Here is a 16,655-nt window from a genome sequence, read left to right as displayed (position 1 = left end):
CGACCGACGTTCGTAGCACCCGTGGCGCACTAGGCTCGAAACCCGGTGATCACCGGCGGGCGAAGGGGTGTTTCGTGCGGGTTTTGTCGGTCTTTTTCGCGGCCTTGCTGGCGATGTTCGTGGCGGTCACCCCCGCCTTCGCGGGGTTCATCGAGGGTGACACCGACGATCCGGTGACCCCGGCGCCCGCGGTCTCCCGCCCCGGCACGCCCAGCTGCAAGGTCACCCTCGCCGACCAGTTCCCGTCCAACGCGCCCGACCGTTCGAACCAGCTCTTCTCCGGAACGCTCACACCGCCCGCCGCGTGCCCCGGCCCATGGGCGAAGGTCGTGCTCGACCAGACGATCACCGTCAAAGGCCGCCAGTACGACCGCTTCGGCGACCTGAAGATCGGCGACACCGAGGTCTACTGGGGCACCACCGAGGAGCCCAGCGGCGAGGGCAGGCGCGCGATCACCTACAAGTTCGACAAGGACCTCACCAAGTACAGCGCGCTGCTGCGCACCCCGCAGCCGTTCCGCGGCGGGATCATCAACTACCAGACCGACGTCTACACCGGTAACTACCTGCAGACGGTCACCCTCACCTATTACCAGGCCGACCGTAAGCACCCCGCGCCCGAGGTACCCGACCACGTCGCGGGCTTCGCCTCCCAGGAAGCCACCCCCGCGCAGGGCACGGTGCATTTCCCACTCAAAGACCTGCCCCGCAACATCATCCGCGCTTCACTGGAGGTCACCCTCGAAGGCGGAGCCTGCGACGAGCAGTGGTTCGACGACGTACCCGACGAGGTCTCCGCGAAGTACCCCGCAGCGGGCCTCTGCGGCCACGGCCCGTTCCGCGAAGCGACCGCGGCATTGGACGGCACTCCGATGGCCGGAGTGCACACCTTCCCGCATATTTATTCGGGCGGCATAGTCCCGACGCTCTGGCGCCCCCTCGTCGCCATCGACACCTTCAGCATGCAGTCCGAGACGCTCGACGTGACCCCGTTCGCCGGCAGGCTTGTCGACGGCAACACCCACGACCTCTCGTTCTCCGTAGCCAACATCGGCGGCAACTGGCACGTGGTCCCGACCCTGTTCCTGTACACGGACAAGGGTTTGACCCAGACCAAGGGCGAGCTCACAACATCTGAAGTCGTACCGGTCGCCACCCAGAAGACCGTCGTCAAGGACATCGCCGGCGGCGTCAACGCGACCGTCACCGCCGACCGCCACGACGTGACCGCGGGCTACGTCGACACCTCGGCCGGCCGGGTGTGGACGCGCGTCGAGCGCACCAGGTCCTACCGCAACAGCGACGACATCACCGGCAACGGCCTCGTCCAGCACGTGGTCCAGTCCGACTCCGGACACCAGACGTCCACGGTCACCGCACACGGGAAGACCTCGGCCTCCCGGCACTCGTGGTCATATCCGATCACAGTGGACACTTCGGCCGCGAAGTACGTCGACGACCAGAACTTCGAGCTGTCGGGCGCGGTGGACATGACCCAGCGGCTGACGGACGAAGTCAGCGAGGGACGGGGCTGGCGCACGATCGGTCATACCGATGAGTGGCTGAACTCTTGGGGCATGTCGGCGCGGACCAACGGCGTGCAGACTGCTTCGGATGGTCATTCGCGGACTCGCTTCGTCGGGACCGATGACCTTGGCCGCCCCTGGTTTCACTACGTCGCGTCGAAGCACGGACTGATCACCGCGAACTGGCATACCTGATCCTGCCCGTTCCCGAGCGGGGTTAGGCGGGCTTTGTCTCTGGCCGGTTTGTGAAGTGAGGGGCGCTCCACTGACCGTTGGAAACGCTCACGACTGCTGGTCGCCCTGGGTTTGGGTCTGTTCGAGTCGCTCCTAGGGCGGTCCCGTTTGAACATTTCCGCTGCCTGGGTCGGGTGGGTTTTGTGCTCGCCGCGGAATATTCATACGGACCGAGGGCACCGTGGGTTGCTCTTGCTCCGGCTCACCAGATGCCCGCGACCGTGCTCTGCTGCCCGCCTTGCGTGGTGGGTCGGGCAGCCGGGGCTTGGGGGTCGTGAGTGATGGCGACGGTTCTATTGAGCGGAAGGTCAAAGGTGGCGCGGTCCGACGGGCGCGTTGATCTTCGCGAACGGAAGAATCTGGACGTTGTATGGCCAGATTCATCCGTTCGCTGCGTCTGACCACCTGCTGCAAAGGTCAAGCAGGTTGACTGAGTGCGAAATGGGTCGTTCACCGTCTCAAATTCCCCTCAGTCAACGTGCTTGACTTGTGGAACTTGGGGCCGTGAGCGTCGTGGGCTATTTGAGCGGTAGGTCCGAGATGGCGTGGTCGAGGAGTCGGCGAGCATGGGCCGACGGAGTTGCTTGTGGGCCGTCAGGTGTCCCCAAAGCAACTCCGTCAGACCTGCGGGCCGCTGATTCTCAGCAAGTCGCACTCACGCCCATCACGCCACGTGAACCGTCACGGGTAAGGGACCGGCTTCGGGTATCAGACCAGCGCCGGTCGGCGTGGCAGGTGTTGAGCGTAGTAGGCGGTCTCGTACTCGACCGGTGTGAGGTAGTCCAGCCGGGAATGCAAGCGGGCGTTGTTGTACCAGTCGACCCACTCCATCACGGCGTACTCAACCTCGGAGAGGTTCGTGAACGAGCCGTGCCGGTTGACCAGTTCGGTTTTGAACAGCCCGATGATCGATTCCGCCAGTGCGTTGTCATAGGCATCACCGACCGAACCTATGGACGCCGATAACCCTTGCAGTGCAAGAGAATCAGTGAAGGAAACCGACGTGTATTGACTCCCGGCGTCGCTGTGGTGGATCAACCCCGGCTCGACGGGATGCCCGTGGTGATCGCGCCGCCAGAGCGCCATGTTCAGCGCCTTGGACACCAGGGCAGTCGTCTTCGCGCTCGCCGCGGTCCACCCGACGATGGCGCGGGAGTAGACATCGAATACGAACGCGACGTAGGCCCATCCGGTCTGCGTCGACACGTAGGTGAAATCCGCCACCCACGCCAGGTTCGGGCCATCGGCGGTGAAGTCCCGGTTGAGCCGGTCGCCAGCCCGCACGCCGTCTTTGGCGCGGATCGTGGTTCGTGGTGGACGCCCCCGGGTCACTCCCTTCAGGCCCAGGTCTCGCATGATGCGGTCGACGGTGCAGAACGCCACCTGGTGGCCTTGGCGGCGCAGCCAGCGGGTCATTTTCCGGCGCCCGTAGACCGCCTCGGGTGTGTCCTGCGCGTCTCGCAGGGCGTTGGTCAGGTAGGCGTCGGCGATATCCCGCTGCGACGGTGGCCGGCGACGAGCTTTGCGGTAGGTCCTGGGCGCGATCTGGATCCCGTGCGTGGAGAGCACTCGGCAGATCGACTCGACGCCGTGGACCTGGCGGTATTCGTCGATGAACCCGACGATCAGCGGTGTCGCGGGTCGAGTTCCCGCGCGAAAAAAGCCGACGCCAGTTTCAGGATGTCGTTGGCCTGCTTGAGTTCCTTGTTCTCCTTGCGCAGCCGGTCCAGCTCGGCGCGCTCGGCCGTGGCCAGCTCACCGGCCGCCGCGACGGGTGGAGTGTCCTGCTGGAGGGCCTTGACGATCCACACACGCAGTGTCTCCGGATGCACGTCGACCATCGGGCCGATGGCGTGCGCGGCGGCGTAGGCGGATCCGTACTCGTCGAGACGATCCAAAGCCAGACGGACAGCCTTCTCACGGACCTCGGGCGGGTAACGCTTGGGCATGGTGACCATCATCCTCATGAAAGGAAGCGGCCCCCAACCCGTGACGGTTCAGATCAGAGTTCGTCGCCCGTTTCTGGTACGCCACAAGTGGGTGCTGAGTCTTGACACCGTGACCGGCATTCCCGTGTTCATCAAAGAGGTGGCGCCCACCATCGACAGCAAGAAGGTAACGATCACCAGCTTCGCCGGCCACGGAGTGTCGATGCTCAGCACGGCCGGGTACTCGACGATGAATGCTGCCACCGCCACCGCCAGCGCCCAGCCTGTCAACGACTGGAGTACCGCACCGGCGAACCTGGGCAGAATTCGACCGGCTGCCGGCCAGAGCGCGGGAAGCGTTATCTCGGCGGTATCCGGTAGTAGCCGCTCATTCCGGCGAGCCATGACGCGCAGCCAGCTCGTCACATCGGTCGCTGGCCACTCAACCCCATGAACACGTCCGTGCTGTTCGCTCAGAGCGGGGATCAGTCGTGCCAGTAGTTGGTTCGTCATCTCTTCCGGAGCAAGTCCGGCAAGTTCTCGGTACGGGTCTCCGCTCGCCGCGAAAATTGTGCAACACAGATACAGACGCCACGGAGAACGCAGGGCGTCAGCGAAGGGGTTCGGCCACTTCAGTTCGTCGTTCTCGGCCGATTCGATCGCGTTCAGCGCTGTGCGCCAACGGTAGTCGGCAGCGTGCGTTCCGAGACGGTCGACCAGGTATTCGCGCACGGCTTGGGGAGACAACGGTTGCAGCTCGACGACTGACGCGTCACAAAGCCGTTCGTCGGTGACGACCTGCTCGAACCACGTGGTGCGGGAAGTCAGAACAAAGGGGCGGAACCGGGCTCGGACATTGAGCACACGCAGTACAGCGACCGAGCGCTGAACGTCCCTTGCTTCGTCGAGTCCGTCGAGCAGTGGTAGGACTCGGTCATCGGCTACCAGTTGCGCGGCCAGCTGCCTGCGGATGCCCAGCTGGGTCAGCTGACTTGTCAGCCACGAGTCGTATCGAGTTGTCAGCACCGAGTCGCCGAGCTGGTCCACGGTCCGTCCATCGTGGAACGGGTCGAACGAAGCCAAGTTCATTCGGACGGGCAGGCGCGACCTGGGTTCTTGTTCTTCAGTCTGCTGGTTGAGCAGCTCCAATGCGAGTTGGACGAGCAGGACGCTCTTGCCTGCCCCGCTGTCGCCGAGTACGACGAGGCGACCTCGTTCCAGCGCGCGGTAGTAGCGTGCCGAGTCCGCGATCGTGCCTTGTGATAGTCCGCCGTCTGAGCGCTCGGAGAGGTGCTCTCGGACGAGAAAGTCGACCTTGGCGGGACTCAGATCACCACGTGCGGCGAGCAGCTGTCCCAGCGCGTCGAGTTCTCGATTTCGTAGCGTGTGGGCCAGTTCGTCGGCGGCTTCGTCAGCCGTTTCACGATGCTGGCGTCGCCACAGCCAGGCTCCCAGCGCGACGGCGGCGGTCGCGAGTGCTGTGGCGAAGCTGCCGATGGACGAGAGTTCGTCACCGCGGCCTCCCTCGTGGACAAGGACCGCGACGATCAAGCCAAGTGCGACTGTGCAGGCAATGCCCGCGAAACTCCACAGAACCTTCATTCCGCCTCCCCAAGGACAAGTTTGCCAGCTTAGCGCTTGACTTCGGCGCTTTTAAGAGGTTCGCGGTCCTGCTTCCGAGTGAGCTCGAGCTAGTTCATGCGTGACGGTTTGGTTCGGCTGCCGGGAACAGCCACGGTGACGATATGCCTGGGGATGGGGTCGCCTTCGATATCGAACTCGGTGTGCCCGATGAGCGTACTCAAGTGTGGCGGTGGCCCTGAACCATCGAATGCCTTGTGCCGGAGGGCGACAAGGAATCCGATTCGGATGTCGGTGCCTTGATAAGAGGCAGCTTGCTTGAGGTAGGCGGTCTTGTCGGCCATAGGGATCTTCGTCGAGTCGACCTTCATCTCGATGTGGATGGCGAAGCCGTCGAACTTGAGGCGAAGGTCGATACGGCCGCCGCCGACGTGCTGCACCTCGTACTCTGTGATGGAGCCGACTTCACTGCTCATGAGGTAGTTGAACAGGTCAAGGTGGATGGCGTCTTCGTTGGCAGCCGGGTCGAACAGGTAGGCATAGAGGTTCGATTGCGCGTTGGTTCGCGTTGCGACGAATCGGATGATGAGCCGGGTTACGCGATCGACATCGACCGCGGTCTCCTCGCGGTAGTCCGGGCTCGTTGCCAGTGCTGCCCGGATCGAGGAGTACACGGCGCTCTCGACGAGGCTGAGGCTGTGCCTGCCGATGGTGGCGTCATCGACGATCCTGGCGAGTTCTGCCAGCGCCGATTCGCTCAACGTGCCGAGTTCGGCTGCCGCGCCGGATCCGGTGGGGACGAGTTGGTCAAACGGCGGCGGCAGCGGCCTTGAAGCCGCGCCGCCGCCGTCTTTTCCCTGGGAATTTCCCTCGAGCGCGTGCTTTTTCGCCGCGGTGAGGATTGCGCGGGCGGCCTCGAGCTGCTCGGAGAGGGCATCGAGCTGATCGCCGGTCGCGGTCACGACTCGCTCTTCGAGAGCGTAGGCGTGATCCTCCAGGTTGCTCAGCAACCCGGCAGTCCTCGCGAAGCCGGACTCGATGACCGGCTGCACGAACCTCAGCAAGCCGTCGGCGTCCTCCTCCCGGGGCACGACCTCGACCGACCGTGAACCCAGGTAGATCTGCAGCAGGCTGTCGACGACGATCTCGGCTTTGTAGAAGCTGTCGCGCGCGAACTCCAGACGCATCCTCCGAAGGTCGTCGGCGAACCGGTTCCAGGCAAGGAGTGCCGCCCTTTTCGGATCGCCGTACCAGTGGTTCAGGCCGCTCGAGGCGACGTTGATCCGGCTGACGCGTTCGGCGAGATCGTCCAGTGCCCCTGGGGCGAGCCGCGGCATGTCCAGCGCCGCCACATTGGGCGCCACGCCTGACTCCTGGAGAAGACCACGGAGGATCTCGACGACGGTGAGTAGTACTCCGGCGTCCTCGCGTCCGTAAGAGTCGCGGGCGACCTTCAGGTGTTCCGCGGACGCGGCCAGATGCTCGGCCAGCACCGAGAGGTCGGACTCGCGCAGCGCGCGGACCAGTTCGACGCCGGCCAGTGCCCATGCGGCGTCGGACGCGACATCTTCAGGGTCGGCATCGTCGCGGACCTGGCCTGTCGGCGGGTCCATGCCCGCGACGAGCCGGACCACGCGCGCGAGGCCGTCCGCGTGCGGCCAGTGATCGACGGCAGTGCCGACAGATCGGATAACCGCAATACCGAGAGGTTTGGGTACTGGGGCGTTGAATCTGTCCAGGACCGCCAGAAGTCCGTATGACGAGCCGATACCGGCTAAGTTGAGCCTGGTGAGCCCCTCAAGCGCATCGGCCGCTCGCCGGGCGGCACGGGCATCCGGACTTTCGTCCACACGGAACGTTTCGACTATGCCCTCGAGCGAGCTGGCCAAAACCGGACCGACAACGTCGAGGGCCGCTGGGCTGGTGACCAACGTGTGCAGGCTGTCGGCGAAAATGGCGGGGCTCTCGGTCGTCGTGACCGCGGCGGTGACGGCCCGTACCGCGTCGGCGCAAGCGTCGGTCCGGTGAGGGTGGTTCGCCGTCTCCCGGGCGACCAGCTGGACGAACTGGGCGAGTACGGGACTGTCGGAGATGGAGGCGCCTTCGGCGGCCAGGCGTTCCCAGCCTCCAAGCGATGTGAGCGCGCCGTTGTCAAGTGGTTGACCTGGGTTCGCCGCCAGCAACGCCATCATGCCTTCAGCGAGGCTCGCCGACGGTTCGTTGCTCATACGGCCTCTCCGTGATCCAGTATCTGGTTGCGGAGCGTAGTCGACTGGAGGTGTCGGCGCTGAAGCACCGCACCAAACCGGTCACCACACGTAGTCGTCGCCTTCGGCTACCACACGGCTGGCCTGCGGGAGCAGTTCGGCAAGCGGGGCGGCGTTGCGAGTCGCCACGAAAATCTGCATGTCGGCCTCCTCTGCGACCGACCGTAGCGCTTCGACCATGGTCGCGAGGTCCGACTCAGGCATCTCTTCGGCGGCAGGTGAGTCCAAGACCAGGAAGCCGGGGTGCCGCCCGATGCCCTCCGCGTAGCCGTGCTTGATCAGGGCGATCGCGGTCGCGATCTTCACACGGAGTTTCTCACCTTCGGTGATGCTGGAGTAGGTGGTCGGCTCGCCGTTCTTGTGCAGTGCCATATTCGCGGCACCGTCGAGTCTGATATTGCTGAGATTGCCGGCTCCGAAACTCCCGGCAAGCCGCTCGATGTCGGCGGAAATCTTTGACAGAAGGGGGTCTTGCTCGCTCTTCACCCATTTCTTCAAGACCTGCTCGGCGGCGTCGGCGATCGCTGCGCGCGCTGGGTCGACAGGGTCTACCGATTTCGGATCGCTCGACTGAGCCAGTGCCATGAGGCCGCCTTCGGCACGCGCGAGTTCGAGTTCGAGAACACGGCGTGCGCTGGCCGCGCCGAGCAAGTCGCCCCCAACCCCGGCTTTCGCCGCTGCCTCATCGCGCTGCCGGGCCAGTTTCTCGATCTCGGCCGCCAGCGCTGCTGTGCCGGCTTGTGCTGCGGCCAAAGCGGCTTCGGCCGCAGCGAGTTCGTCGCTCGACCCATCTGCGGACTCGGTCGCATCCCCGTCAGCACCTGACGTGCCCGCTACGAGGGCCGATGCCACGTTCGCGGGCACGGACGCCGCGACGATGACGTCGGAGTTCAGTGCGTCAAGGTTGAGGTCGCTCGCGCACACCGAGCATTCGTGTCTGTCTGGCTCGGCTGCCTGCCGTTCGGCTGTTACCTCCGCGGTACAGCGTGGGCACACGGTCGGCCGCATACGGTGGAAGAACTTGGTCGCGAGCGCGTTCTCGATGTCGGTATGGGCGCGTGCCTTCATTGCCTTGAGCTGCTGTCGTGCTGTCTCGGCGAGCGACGACTGTGCGATCAGCCGACCCTCGAGCGTATGAATCCGTCGCGACAGGTCGGATGCGTGCGTAGCGAACCTCAGCGTTTCCGTGACGTCGGGCGTTCCCGAAGGAAGCACCGCGATCTTCGCCTTCGCTGCGTCGACCGCTGTCTGCGCGGCCTTTCGGCTTGCCTCTACCGCCTCGCCGGCGGCAGTGGCTTTCTCGTTGGCTGCCGATCGTTCGCTGTCCATTTCCCGTCGAGCCGTCATCGCGGATGCCTGCGCGGGAGCCCAGTCCGTGCCGATGAACATCTGCATCATGCGTACGCCGATGGTCTGCTCGTTCCCGACGATCGGGTCGAGCTGGTTGGCTCGCACCACAAAGGAGCTGGAGTAGGACGGCCAGGCGTGCACGTTTTTCTTCTTGTCGGTCCAGACCGGGATGTGCTCGAGGCGCAGCCGAGTCATCATCAGCGAACCCATCACACCTTCGAAATCGGCGCCGTTGAACTCACCGAGGATGGTGGCCTTGGCAGGTCCGCCTACATCACCGACTTTGAGAATGTGTCCTTTCGCCGACCCCGCGGCCGCGTCGAAAGACACGCGCAGCCGTTCGGCGCCGAGTGTCCAGTCGACCTCGACATGCTCGATCCATCGCAGGATGTCGGGCTGGAAGCGTGTGCACCGACCGGTCAGCGACCACATCAGGACGTTGAGGACTGTCGACTTGCCGCGCAGGTTCCGTCCCGAGCCGATGCCGTTGACTCCTGCCCGTGGCTTCCACTCAAAACTGAAGGGAACCCGCGCCAGCCTTGTCCCAGGCGTAGGCGAACTTCCTTGGTCGTCATGCGGATCGGTGGATGTCGACGTGCCAAGCTCCTCGTGCGTCTCGGCTTCGTGACCTTCCGCGTCGGGGTGGGTCGGGTTGAGTCTTTTGGTACCGCTGAAGTGGATTCGTGTCGCGCGCAGCGCGACCGGAACCGCCTTTGTCGCCAAGGTCGGGATGCCGAGGTCCTCGAGAACCTCGTCCACCGCGCCGACGGACAGGACGTGTCGCCGTTCACCCAACCGTTTTGCGAGGTTCTTGACGATCTCCTCGGCAAGAGCACTCACGTTCGACCTCCGCCGTCGGCTCGAGTTGATTTGAGTGCTCGCATGGCCTCGAGTCGCTCCAGCACCCGTGGCGCAATCGGAGCGATGTCGAGACCGAGTTCTGTATTCGCGTACGTGGCTTGCTCGTATTGCCGGTCTTTCAGTCGTTGGCCGGCGTCATCACCGGCTACCATCGACACGAGTTTCACCTGCCTGGTGTACCAGCCCAAGATGGGGTCGGCGGCAAGCTCTACAGTCGCATCTGCTCCATTCTGCGTCAGATAGAACTGATTGCGCAGGCTCTGCCTCCCTGGTTGACCGGTTCGCTTCAAGGTTGCGAGACCGTAGGTTTCCAGCAGCGCGAATGCGTCGTCGAGTTGTTCGTAGGCACCGAAGAACCAGCGTGGCATCGGGTACCACCGCAGGTCCGGTTCTGGGTCTTTCAAAAGTGAGCGAGCGGTATCCAGGAAACTGTCGGAGATCTTTCCCGCTTCGACCAAGGTGACCAACTGGTCGGCGAGGTAATCGGGGTTGCGCATCCAAAAGTCCATCGCTTGCAGCTTCAGTTCACTTCTGACGGCTCTTACTGCGCCCACCGGATCGCCGTCGACAGTTGGTTCCCCGCACTCGGAGAGTAGTACGAGCAGTCGGATGGCGTGCTGTGTCCGAGTGGCGGACGGGCGCTCCTCCGCGTCCGCGGCTTCCGATGTCGCTGTCATGATCCTCCCCGGTCTTCGTCGCAACCTTGCCTTCTTTCGGCGATACTCGCAAGAACCTTTGTGGATCAATGTGCGTGCGTATCCGCCCTTTGGCTGATGCGTTCGGTTGGTGAGTTACTTGTGCGCGTTCTGTGCGTTTTTTGTGCGGATGCTTCGACGCGATCCGAAGGGCTTCGGTGTGTAACACCAGGCGCTCCGGGCGCGACCTTGGCGCTATTGGTGACAGCCAACCGGCCCGGCAACCCAGGGGAGGCGTGCGTTGAACTGGTCCAATCCCACCGCGCTCACGGTATTCATCTTCGGCGTGGGGCTGCTCGTCTTCGCAGTAAGCGGCGGGGTGGTCCATCTTGTCGGGGTAACGCGATCTCGCGGCGAGCACAAGGTGTCTTCAAAGGCTCTCCGCTGGATCGCGGCCTTGGGAGTGCTCTGTCTCGTGGTCTCTTTTCTCGTGGGAGGCCGCAGCGTGATCGCGCAATGGACGGGAGACAACTCTGAGCCGCGTACCGAGGCCGAGGTTTCGACTACCGCGGCTTCGCCCACGACATCCATCTCACAGAGCAGTGCGTCGAGCAGCGCCGAGCCTTTGTCCATCACTTCGAGCGCCGTCAATGACCAGGGCGGGGTTCCGGTTTCGAACCGGTCGTCGAGTGCTCCGCAGGGTGCCGGATGCGACGAGCCCTTCGAGATCATCGTCAACGACAGCGCCAACAGCTGGGTGGCGCCCCGTGTGGTCGCCCTCCGGGCCAGCATTCAGGTCACGGTGTGGGCCAGTGGCCCGTGCGGCTCGTTGAAACCGTGCTACCTGACCTACGTCGAATACGACAACGACGTCAAAGCGACACAGAAACAGGATGACTGCTCCAACAACGAACACGGCTATTTCACCTTTGGTATCAAAGCCGGACATCACTATCGGTACGTGTTCGCCGTGGAGAACAAGAACGTCCAGCGTCAGGAGAAGACATGGGAGTTCTCGGTTCAAAGCAGTAGCTAGTCTGCCAGTAAGGGAGTCGAGTAATGACAGCGAACATCGAAGAACACGCGTCCGGGTTGCTGGAGTGGCTCTACGCCGTGAGCACGGGGGCGGAGCCGGAGTCCTCTGATATCAGTCCGTACCTCACCGAACACGGGCTGGAGCTCGCGTTCGGCTTCCAGCTCGTGCCGTATCTCGCCCAGCGTGGCCTGGCGAAGGACGTCTCGACGCTGGGTGGCGCCGACGCGATGATCACGCCCGATGGCATCGCTGCCGTACAGAAGCTGCAGACGGCGCGTGCCGACCCCCGCGAACCGAGCCGCGTCGTTGCGCAAGGAGATGCTGCGCTGGCTTGACGAGAACGAGGAACGCGATGAGGAAGTTCCGAGCTGGGACGGTTTCCTCGCCAGTGATCGTCTCCAGCATCACGGTCAGAGATTCGGTGAGCGCGACGTCGCGCGGGCGGCGGAGTACCTCGTGCGTACCGGTTTGATCGAAGCAGTCTCTTGTCGAGGAGGCGGGCGAGGGGATGATCCGTCCTCGGCTGACATTTGAGGGTCATGCTTGTCTCACTGATTTCGGAGGGTCCGTGTCCGACTATCTCAACCGTGCGCGCGGTGGTTCGAGCGTCACCAATACGACCATCAACATGAGCGACAATCGCGGCAATATGACGGTGGTGAGCGAAAACGTCCAGCAGACGATGAACGCCGGGCTCGATGTGACCGAGGTGCTGAAGTTCGCCGGTCTGGTTCGGCAGCAATGTGGGCTAGAGTCTGGTGCTGCGTTCCTACCTGCTGACCAAGCTGGTCGGCGGGGCACCGGCGGGCCATTTGAGCCTTCGGGCGAAACCAGCACCGGCGATTTCGTCCGAGACGTCATCGTGCAAGCGAAACGCTGGCTGGATTCGTGTGCGGGAGAGGCCTGCGACGACGCGCTCACGGCGTTGTCCGGCACGCCGCCGGGGCCGGTCATGCTGGGCTTTCGGCCCGAAGACGCGTTCTAGGACGTCGACCCGAAGTACAAGATCTTGCAGGACTTCTTGAGAAGGCTCGCCCGCCACGCGCCGCTCGTGCTCGTCCTCGACAACCTCGGGCAGGTTCGGGAGCTCGAGCTGTTGTACCGCGATCTGCTGCAGCCGGCCGCCCTCCGTGAGTTCGGCGCGGTCCGGGTCGTGGCGGCGATCGACCCGAGCGACCTGAGCCACGTCGTCTCTGAAGACGTGTTGCGCTCGCGGGCGATCCGGATCCAGCCGTTCCGGATGAAAGACGCCGAGATGCTGGCCTGGGAGCTGATGGCTCGGTTCCCGTTGGACCCGGGCGACGATGACATCCAGGCTCGGTGGCAGCAGGTCCGCGCGAAGATGCTCGTCTGGGCGGAGCAGCTGTCGACCCAGGAAGGTGAGTTCTTTTCCGCGGAACTGCAGCTGCGCCATGACTTCCTGCTCCAGGAAGCGGGGTTGAAATGAAATCATGGCAGGGCGTGACCACGAACTCGCTCTGCAGTTGTTCAATACGTTCGATGAATCGAACCGCGCCACCTTCGCGCGAGCCGCGCTGCCGCGGATGTTCGACGAAAAGACTTATGAAGCCGTATTACGGGCTGATGGGGCAGCCGATCTCGACCGGCTGCGCGAGCTCGGTGGCGTCGAAGTGCTGCCGGGAGGTGACGGCAAGCACCGCGTCCACAGCGGACTGCGGGACGCGGCCTGGGAATCGTGGTTCGCAGGGGCGCCCGCTCGCCAAGTACCAGCCGGATTATGGTTGTTCGCGACGAGGTCCGCCGCGCACTGTGACGCACGGGACCTGCCGATCGAGCGACTGCGCGCGCTACTGCTGGTCGACGAGGACCGCGCGGTGGAAGCGCTCACCGCCGACTTCGAAGCGTGCGTGCGCCGGATGGATCTCGCGGGCTGCCACAACCTGCTCGACGTCCTGACCGATCCGCTGCTGCTTCCGTTCGTGGGATGGCGCTGTCGGGACGGCGCAACGAACTCGCCCGCACGTTGGTCGCCCGTGAGCTGCACCGCAGCACGTTCCTCGGCGCGGCCCGCTATCTCCACCGCCCTACGCTCGAGGCCGGACTTGAACGGCTACTCGACGGCGCCCCGCATGCACTGCGGCTGGTCGGGGCCGGTGGCTATGGCAAGGCGACGCTGCTGAGGTGGTTCATCTCGAGCAGGTGCGTGGAAACCGGGATTCCCTGCGCGTTGGTGGATCTCGACGTGCTCGACCCGGTGAACGCGGTCAGGTATCCGTTCCTGGTCGCGCTGGAGATCGCCCACCAGCTCAACGGCCAGTTGACCGGCGCGCCGGTCGAGTGGCCTAGGCCTGCATTAGGTCGTGGATGGTGAAGGTTTCGCCGCAGAACGCGGTGGCCAGCGCCGAATGCTCGAGTTTCGACCGGGCTCGTTCCAGCCCGTCGGCGAGGATTTCCCCGTGGTCGAACGCCAACCGGATATGCCCGCGCAGGATGTCGGGAACCGGTGTCCACGTCGCGTGTGCGGCGTCGGCGCCCGCCAAGGGCTCCGATAGTCGCAGAGCGATGGCCAGGTAGGCCACCGAGACGACCCGTCCTCGCGGATCGCGTCGCGGCGCCCCGTAGGTGGCCCAACTGCTCTAGATGCAGCTGCGACGCGATCCGCGAGGTTCGCTTCCTGGAGCAGCTCGCGGTGAGCGGCGGCGCGGATGTCTTCCTGGTCGTCCTCGAAGAACCCGCCTGGCAAGGCCAACGCGCTTTGGAACGGCTCGACACCCCGCTCGATGAGCAGCGCGTGCAGCACCGACTCGCGCAAGGTGAAGATCACCAGATCGACCGCCACCAAGATCAGCGGGGGAGTCAGTCGTCGTCAGACATGAACACAAACCTTTTACCGTCACTTCGACAGTAAAGATCCGTTCGGGTGACTTACCATGATGGGCGGCTCTGGAACGGAGCCGCTGCCGGGCCTCTGATTACTCGGTAGACGACTTCTTGGCGGGCTTGATCACCTTGTGCGTGGTGTGAGCGAGCCGGAACACGCGGCCGAGGCCGCGGAACTCGTTGCGGGTGGCGATGATCTCGCGCCGGGCGATGTGCGAGCGGAGCCTGTTCTTCTCGAAGGTCTGCGCCGTGAACTCCCTGGTCGAGGCGACCACGACATAGACGATGTGCAGGTCGAACCACGCCAGGAAATCAGCTTGTGAGACGTTCTTGTGCTGGTTGATCGAGTGCTGTGCCCAGACGGAGTAGTAGGCGCTCAGCACCTTCTTCTCGTTCTTGACGTCCGCGTCGATCACGTCGGCCGAGACGGAGATCTGAGAGCATGCGTCCCGCATGCTGGCGTCGAAGCCTTCCTTCACGTGGATCACGTACAGGGTGCCGGCGTCGACCTTGATCAGGTCGAACAGCTCGACCTGGCCCGTGTCGACGACGGCGAAGATCTTGTCGCCGAAGTAGAAGCCGTCGAACCCCGCCTGACGCTGGTTGTAGGCGTGCTCGTCGCCGCTGGTCCAAGGGGTGAACTTCAGGGCTTCGGTGATCAAGATCGGATCCGGCGCCTCGAAGGTCTCAAAGAGAAAGTCCTTCTTGAGGTTCTCCAGGAAGTCGCCCTGGCTGCGATACCAGACCTTGTCGAGCAGGAAGTAGGTCTGGCCTTCGAGATCCACTTGGCCGTGCATGAGCCGGTAAAGCTCCTTGGTCACTTTGTCCGAATCTTCGTCGGTGTCCACGGAGTATCGGACTTTCGCGGTCGTCACCAGATCGAAGAAAGCTTCCTTGCTTTCGAGCTGCTCCTGGTACTGCTTTCGTAGTACCTCGATGATGTCTTCCTTGGTTGGCGGATCCCCTTCGATCGGCCAGTACGACATCCTGAAGTTCGATCCCGTGTAGTACCGGGACACGTCGTCCGGATCGCAGATGTCCAGATCGATCTCGCCTTGGCCGGCTATCGACAGCCGGAAGTTCTCGATGAACTCCTCCTTGAGTTCATCTTCGCGCTGCTTGCTCTTTACCGGATAGAGATTGTCGAGAAACGAGAGCTGGCGCAGCTGTTCGGGTGTCGGAGCGGGAAGATCTTCGATTTCCCTGATGAGGGAAATCAGCTGGCTGAGGTCCAGCTTCTTGCGGAGCACGAAGGAGGACTTGACTTCCAGCGCCGGAGGCCGGTTCGGATTGATGATGCTGAGCAGGAAGCTGTCCTTGGCCAGTAGGGCGGTGTTCACCCGGCCGACCAGCCGCTTCCAGACCTTGCCGAAGGACTCGCTCTTCGTGATCGAGTAAGCGCGCCGGTAGGTCTCGGTCCTGCTGGTCCTGGGGCCAGCAAACTCGCGTACATCGGCTGCCTTGAAGTTGTTCGCGATAAGGCGCTTCGCGGTATCGAAGGGGAACGTGTAGTCGACGTAGTCTTCGATCACGCGGTGGCCTGCCCCCGAAGTGACGGCGAAAAGCGATCCGCTGGTCGCGATGAAGAGCAGAGCGTCTTTGCTCGAGGACCGGAAGTACTTCTGGTCATCTGGTTCGGCGAGGTAGGCCTGTACGAAGGGGAGGAAGCCCAAGCTCATTCTCGACCGGACGTAGAGGCTCATTTCCACGTCGCCGAACGACTGCAGCAGAGCGATCTCACGCAGCGGTTTGTGCTTCGTGGGATCCACGGTGGACAAGGTGCGGTAGCGATCGATGATGAACTTGGCCTGCTGCTGAGGTTTCGTGTCGTCCGGCAGGCTGATCTTCCAGATGGCGCTGTTGGACCGTTTGTGGCTCATGCAGCGCTCCCGTCGATTTTCCCCGTGTTTCTGGCAAGTCGAACCGCACTCGCTCGTTGTTACGCAATGACGGTTCCTGTGATCGGACTGTCACTCGCATTTCGTGGACACGGCGCGGTGAACCGGTTGCTAGTTGGCGTATCGCGGGAAGACTCAGGTAAGTAGCGTACCGGCTTCAGCGGGGTGGGACGCCAAGATGTCCGTCAAACGGGGCAAGCCCATTTCGGCTATCGCCGGACAAGACCCGCGTCGCTATGCCGAAGTCGGCGAACGCGATTTCCGGCATACGCGCACGGCTTCCACAGCTGGCACACCACAGCTCCGTGATTCGATGTCGCGTCCCGCGGCATCCGTGACGTTCAGCCGTATCTGGTATGTGACCTGTAGAGAGTTGCGCGGAGTCAACGCGCGGCTGGCGCTTCAGTCGACCTGCTATGTCATTCTACCTGGGACTTGGCCGTAGCTTCGGAAGCGCTGGCCGCGTCCGGGTTCCGGGTGTCCGCCTGGAACGGCTGC

At 63.5% G+C, this 16,655-nt stretch carries 14 protein-coding genes and 1 other annotated feature; of the genes, 7 read left to right on the top strand and 7 right to left on the bottom strand.

Annotated features, from left to right (window positions below; translation table 11 throughout):
* Nucleotides 1-74 precede the first annotated feature (74 nt).
* A complete protein-coding gene (locus AB5J62_RS25135; RefSeq protein WP_370942394.1) occupies nucleotides 75-1,721 on the top strand; it encodes a peptide-N4-asparagine amidase in 1,647 nt (548 codons plus the stop codon).
* Nucleotides 1,722-2,468: 747 nt separating this feature from the next.
* Here the strand turns inward: AB5J62_RS25135 and AB5J62_RS25130 are convergent.
* The 5 genes from AB5J62_RS25130 to AB5J62_RS25110 form a co-directional block, all read right to left on the bottom strand.
* Nucleotides 2,469-3,709 (bottom strand): IS3 family transposase gene (locus AB5J62_RS25130; RefSeq protein ID WP_370942393.1). Its coding sequence is split into 2 segments (ribosomal slippage): nucleotides 2,469-3,418 and nucleotides 3,418-3,709, totalling 1,242 coding nucleotides; the frame shifts between segments, so codons are not numbered across the junction.
* Nucleotides 3,297-3,425, bottom strand: a sequence feature (AL1L pseudoknot). (Overlaps the previous gene by 129 nt.)
* Before the next feature lie 48 nt (nucleotides 3,710-3,757).
* On the bottom strand, nucleotides 3,758-5,290 hold the full coding sequence (locus tag AB5J62_RS25125; protein WP_370942392.1) for an NACHT domain-containing protein: 1,533 nt from the start codon (nucleotides 5,288-5,290) through the stop codon (nucleotides 3,758-3,760).
* A gap of 89 nt (nucleotides 5,291-5,379) precedes the next feature.
* On the bottom strand, nucleotides 5,380-7,497 hold the full coding sequence (locus tag AB5J62_RS25120; RefSeq protein WP_370942391.1) for a hypothetical protein: 2,118 nt from the start codon (nucleotides 7,495-7,497) through the stop codon (nucleotides 5,380-5,382).
* Nucleotides 7,498-7,578: 81 nt separating this feature from the next.
* Complete coding sequence (locus tag AB5J62_RS25115) at nucleotides 7,579-9,726, bottom strand: hypothetical protein (RefSeq protein WP_370942390.1); 2,148 nt, start codon at nucleotides 9,724-9,726, stop codon at nucleotides 7,579-7,581.
* Nucleotides 9,723-10,424 (bottom strand): hypothetical protein, encoded by a 702-nt coding sequence (locus AB5J62_RS25110; RefSeq protein ID WP_370942389.1) that lies wholly within the window; start codon nucleotides 10,422-10,424, stop codon nucleotides 9,723-9,725. Before AB5J62_RS25110 ends, AB5J62_RS25115 begins: the two co-directional genes overlap by 4 nt.
* A gap of 259 nt (nucleotides 10,425-10,683) precedes the next feature.
* On the opposite strand from AB5J62_RS25110, the gene AB5J62_RS25105 reads away from it, so the two are divergent.
* The 5 genes from AB5J62_RS25105 to AB5J62_RS25085 all read left to right on the top strand — a co-directional run bounded on the left by AB5J62_RS25105 (nucleotide 10,684) and on the right by AB5J62_RS25085 (nucleotide 13,750).
* A complete protein-coding gene (locus tag AB5J62_RS25105; RefSeq protein WP_370942388.1) occupies nucleotides 10,684-11,418 on the top strand; it encodes a hypothetical protein in 735 nt (244 codons plus the stop codon).
* A 23-nt stretch (nucleotides 11,419-11,441) separates the two neighbouring features.
* Nucleotides 11,442-11,753, top strand: a complete 312-nt coding sequence (locus AB5J62_RS25100) for a hypothetical protein (protein ID WP_370942387.1) — start codon at nucleotides 11,442-11,444, stop codon at nucleotides 11,751-11,753.
* Nucleotides 11,754-11,986: 233 nt separating this feature from the next.
* On the top strand, nucleotides 11,987-12,403 hold the full coding sequence (locus AB5J62_RS25095; protein ID WP_370942386.1) for a hypothetical protein: 417 nt from the start codon (nucleotides 11,987-11,989) through the stop codon (nucleotides 12,401-12,403).
* 24 nt (nucleotides 12,404-12,427) lie between these two features.
* Nucleotides 12,428-12,865 (top strand): hypothetical protein, encoded by a 438-nt coding sequence (locus AB5J62_RS25090; protein WP_370942385.1) that lies wholly within the window; start codon nucleotides 12,428-12,430, stop codon nucleotides 12,863-12,865.
* 498 nt (nucleotides 12,866-13,363) lie between these two features.
* A complete protein-coding gene (locus AB5J62_RS25085; RefSeq protein ID WP_370942384.1) occupies nucleotides 13,364-13,750 on the top strand; it encodes a hypothetical protein in 387 nt (128 codons plus the stop codon).
* Here AB5J62_RS25085 and AB5J62_RS25080 read toward each other — a convergent pair.
* On the bottom strand, nucleotides 13,733-14,161 hold the full coding sequence (locus tag AB5J62_RS25080; protein WP_370950326.1) for an NUDIX domain-containing protein: 429 nt from the start codon (nucleotides 14,159-14,161) through the stop codon (nucleotides 13,733-13,735). The genes AB5J62_RS25085 and AB5J62_RS25080 overlap by 18 nt on opposite strands.
* Here AB5J62_RS25080 and AB5J62_RS25075 point away from each other — a divergent pair.
* Complete coding sequence (locus tag AB5J62_RS25075) at nucleotides 14,069-14,287, top strand: hypothetical protein (RefSeq protein ID WP_370950498.1); 219 nt, start codon at nucleotides 14,069-14,071, stop codon at nucleotides 14,285-14,287. The two genes, AB5J62_RS25080 and AB5J62_RS25075, sit on opposite strands and share 93 nt — an antisense overlap.
* 64 nt (nucleotides 14,288-14,351) lie before the next feature.
* On the opposite strand, the gene AB5J62_RS25070 is transcribed toward AB5J62_RS25075, so the two are convergent.
* The gene (locus tag AB5J62_RS25070) at nucleotides 14,352-16,139 is read right to left on the bottom strand and encodes a DUF6119 family protein (RefSeq protein WP_370942383.1); all 1,788 of its coding nucleotides are present in this window, start codon (nucleotides 16,137-16,139) and stop codon (nucleotides 14,352-14,354) included.
* Between the last annotated feature and the right edge of the window lie 516 nt (nucleotides 16,140-16,655).

The sequence above is a fragment of the Amycolatopsis sp. cg5 genome, assembly GCF_041346955.1.
Taxonomy (GTDB): Bacteria; Actinomycetota; Actinomycetes; order Mycobacteriales; family Pseudonocardiaceae; genus Amycolatopsis.
This window is presented reverse-complemented; position numbering and strand designations above follow the sequence as displayed.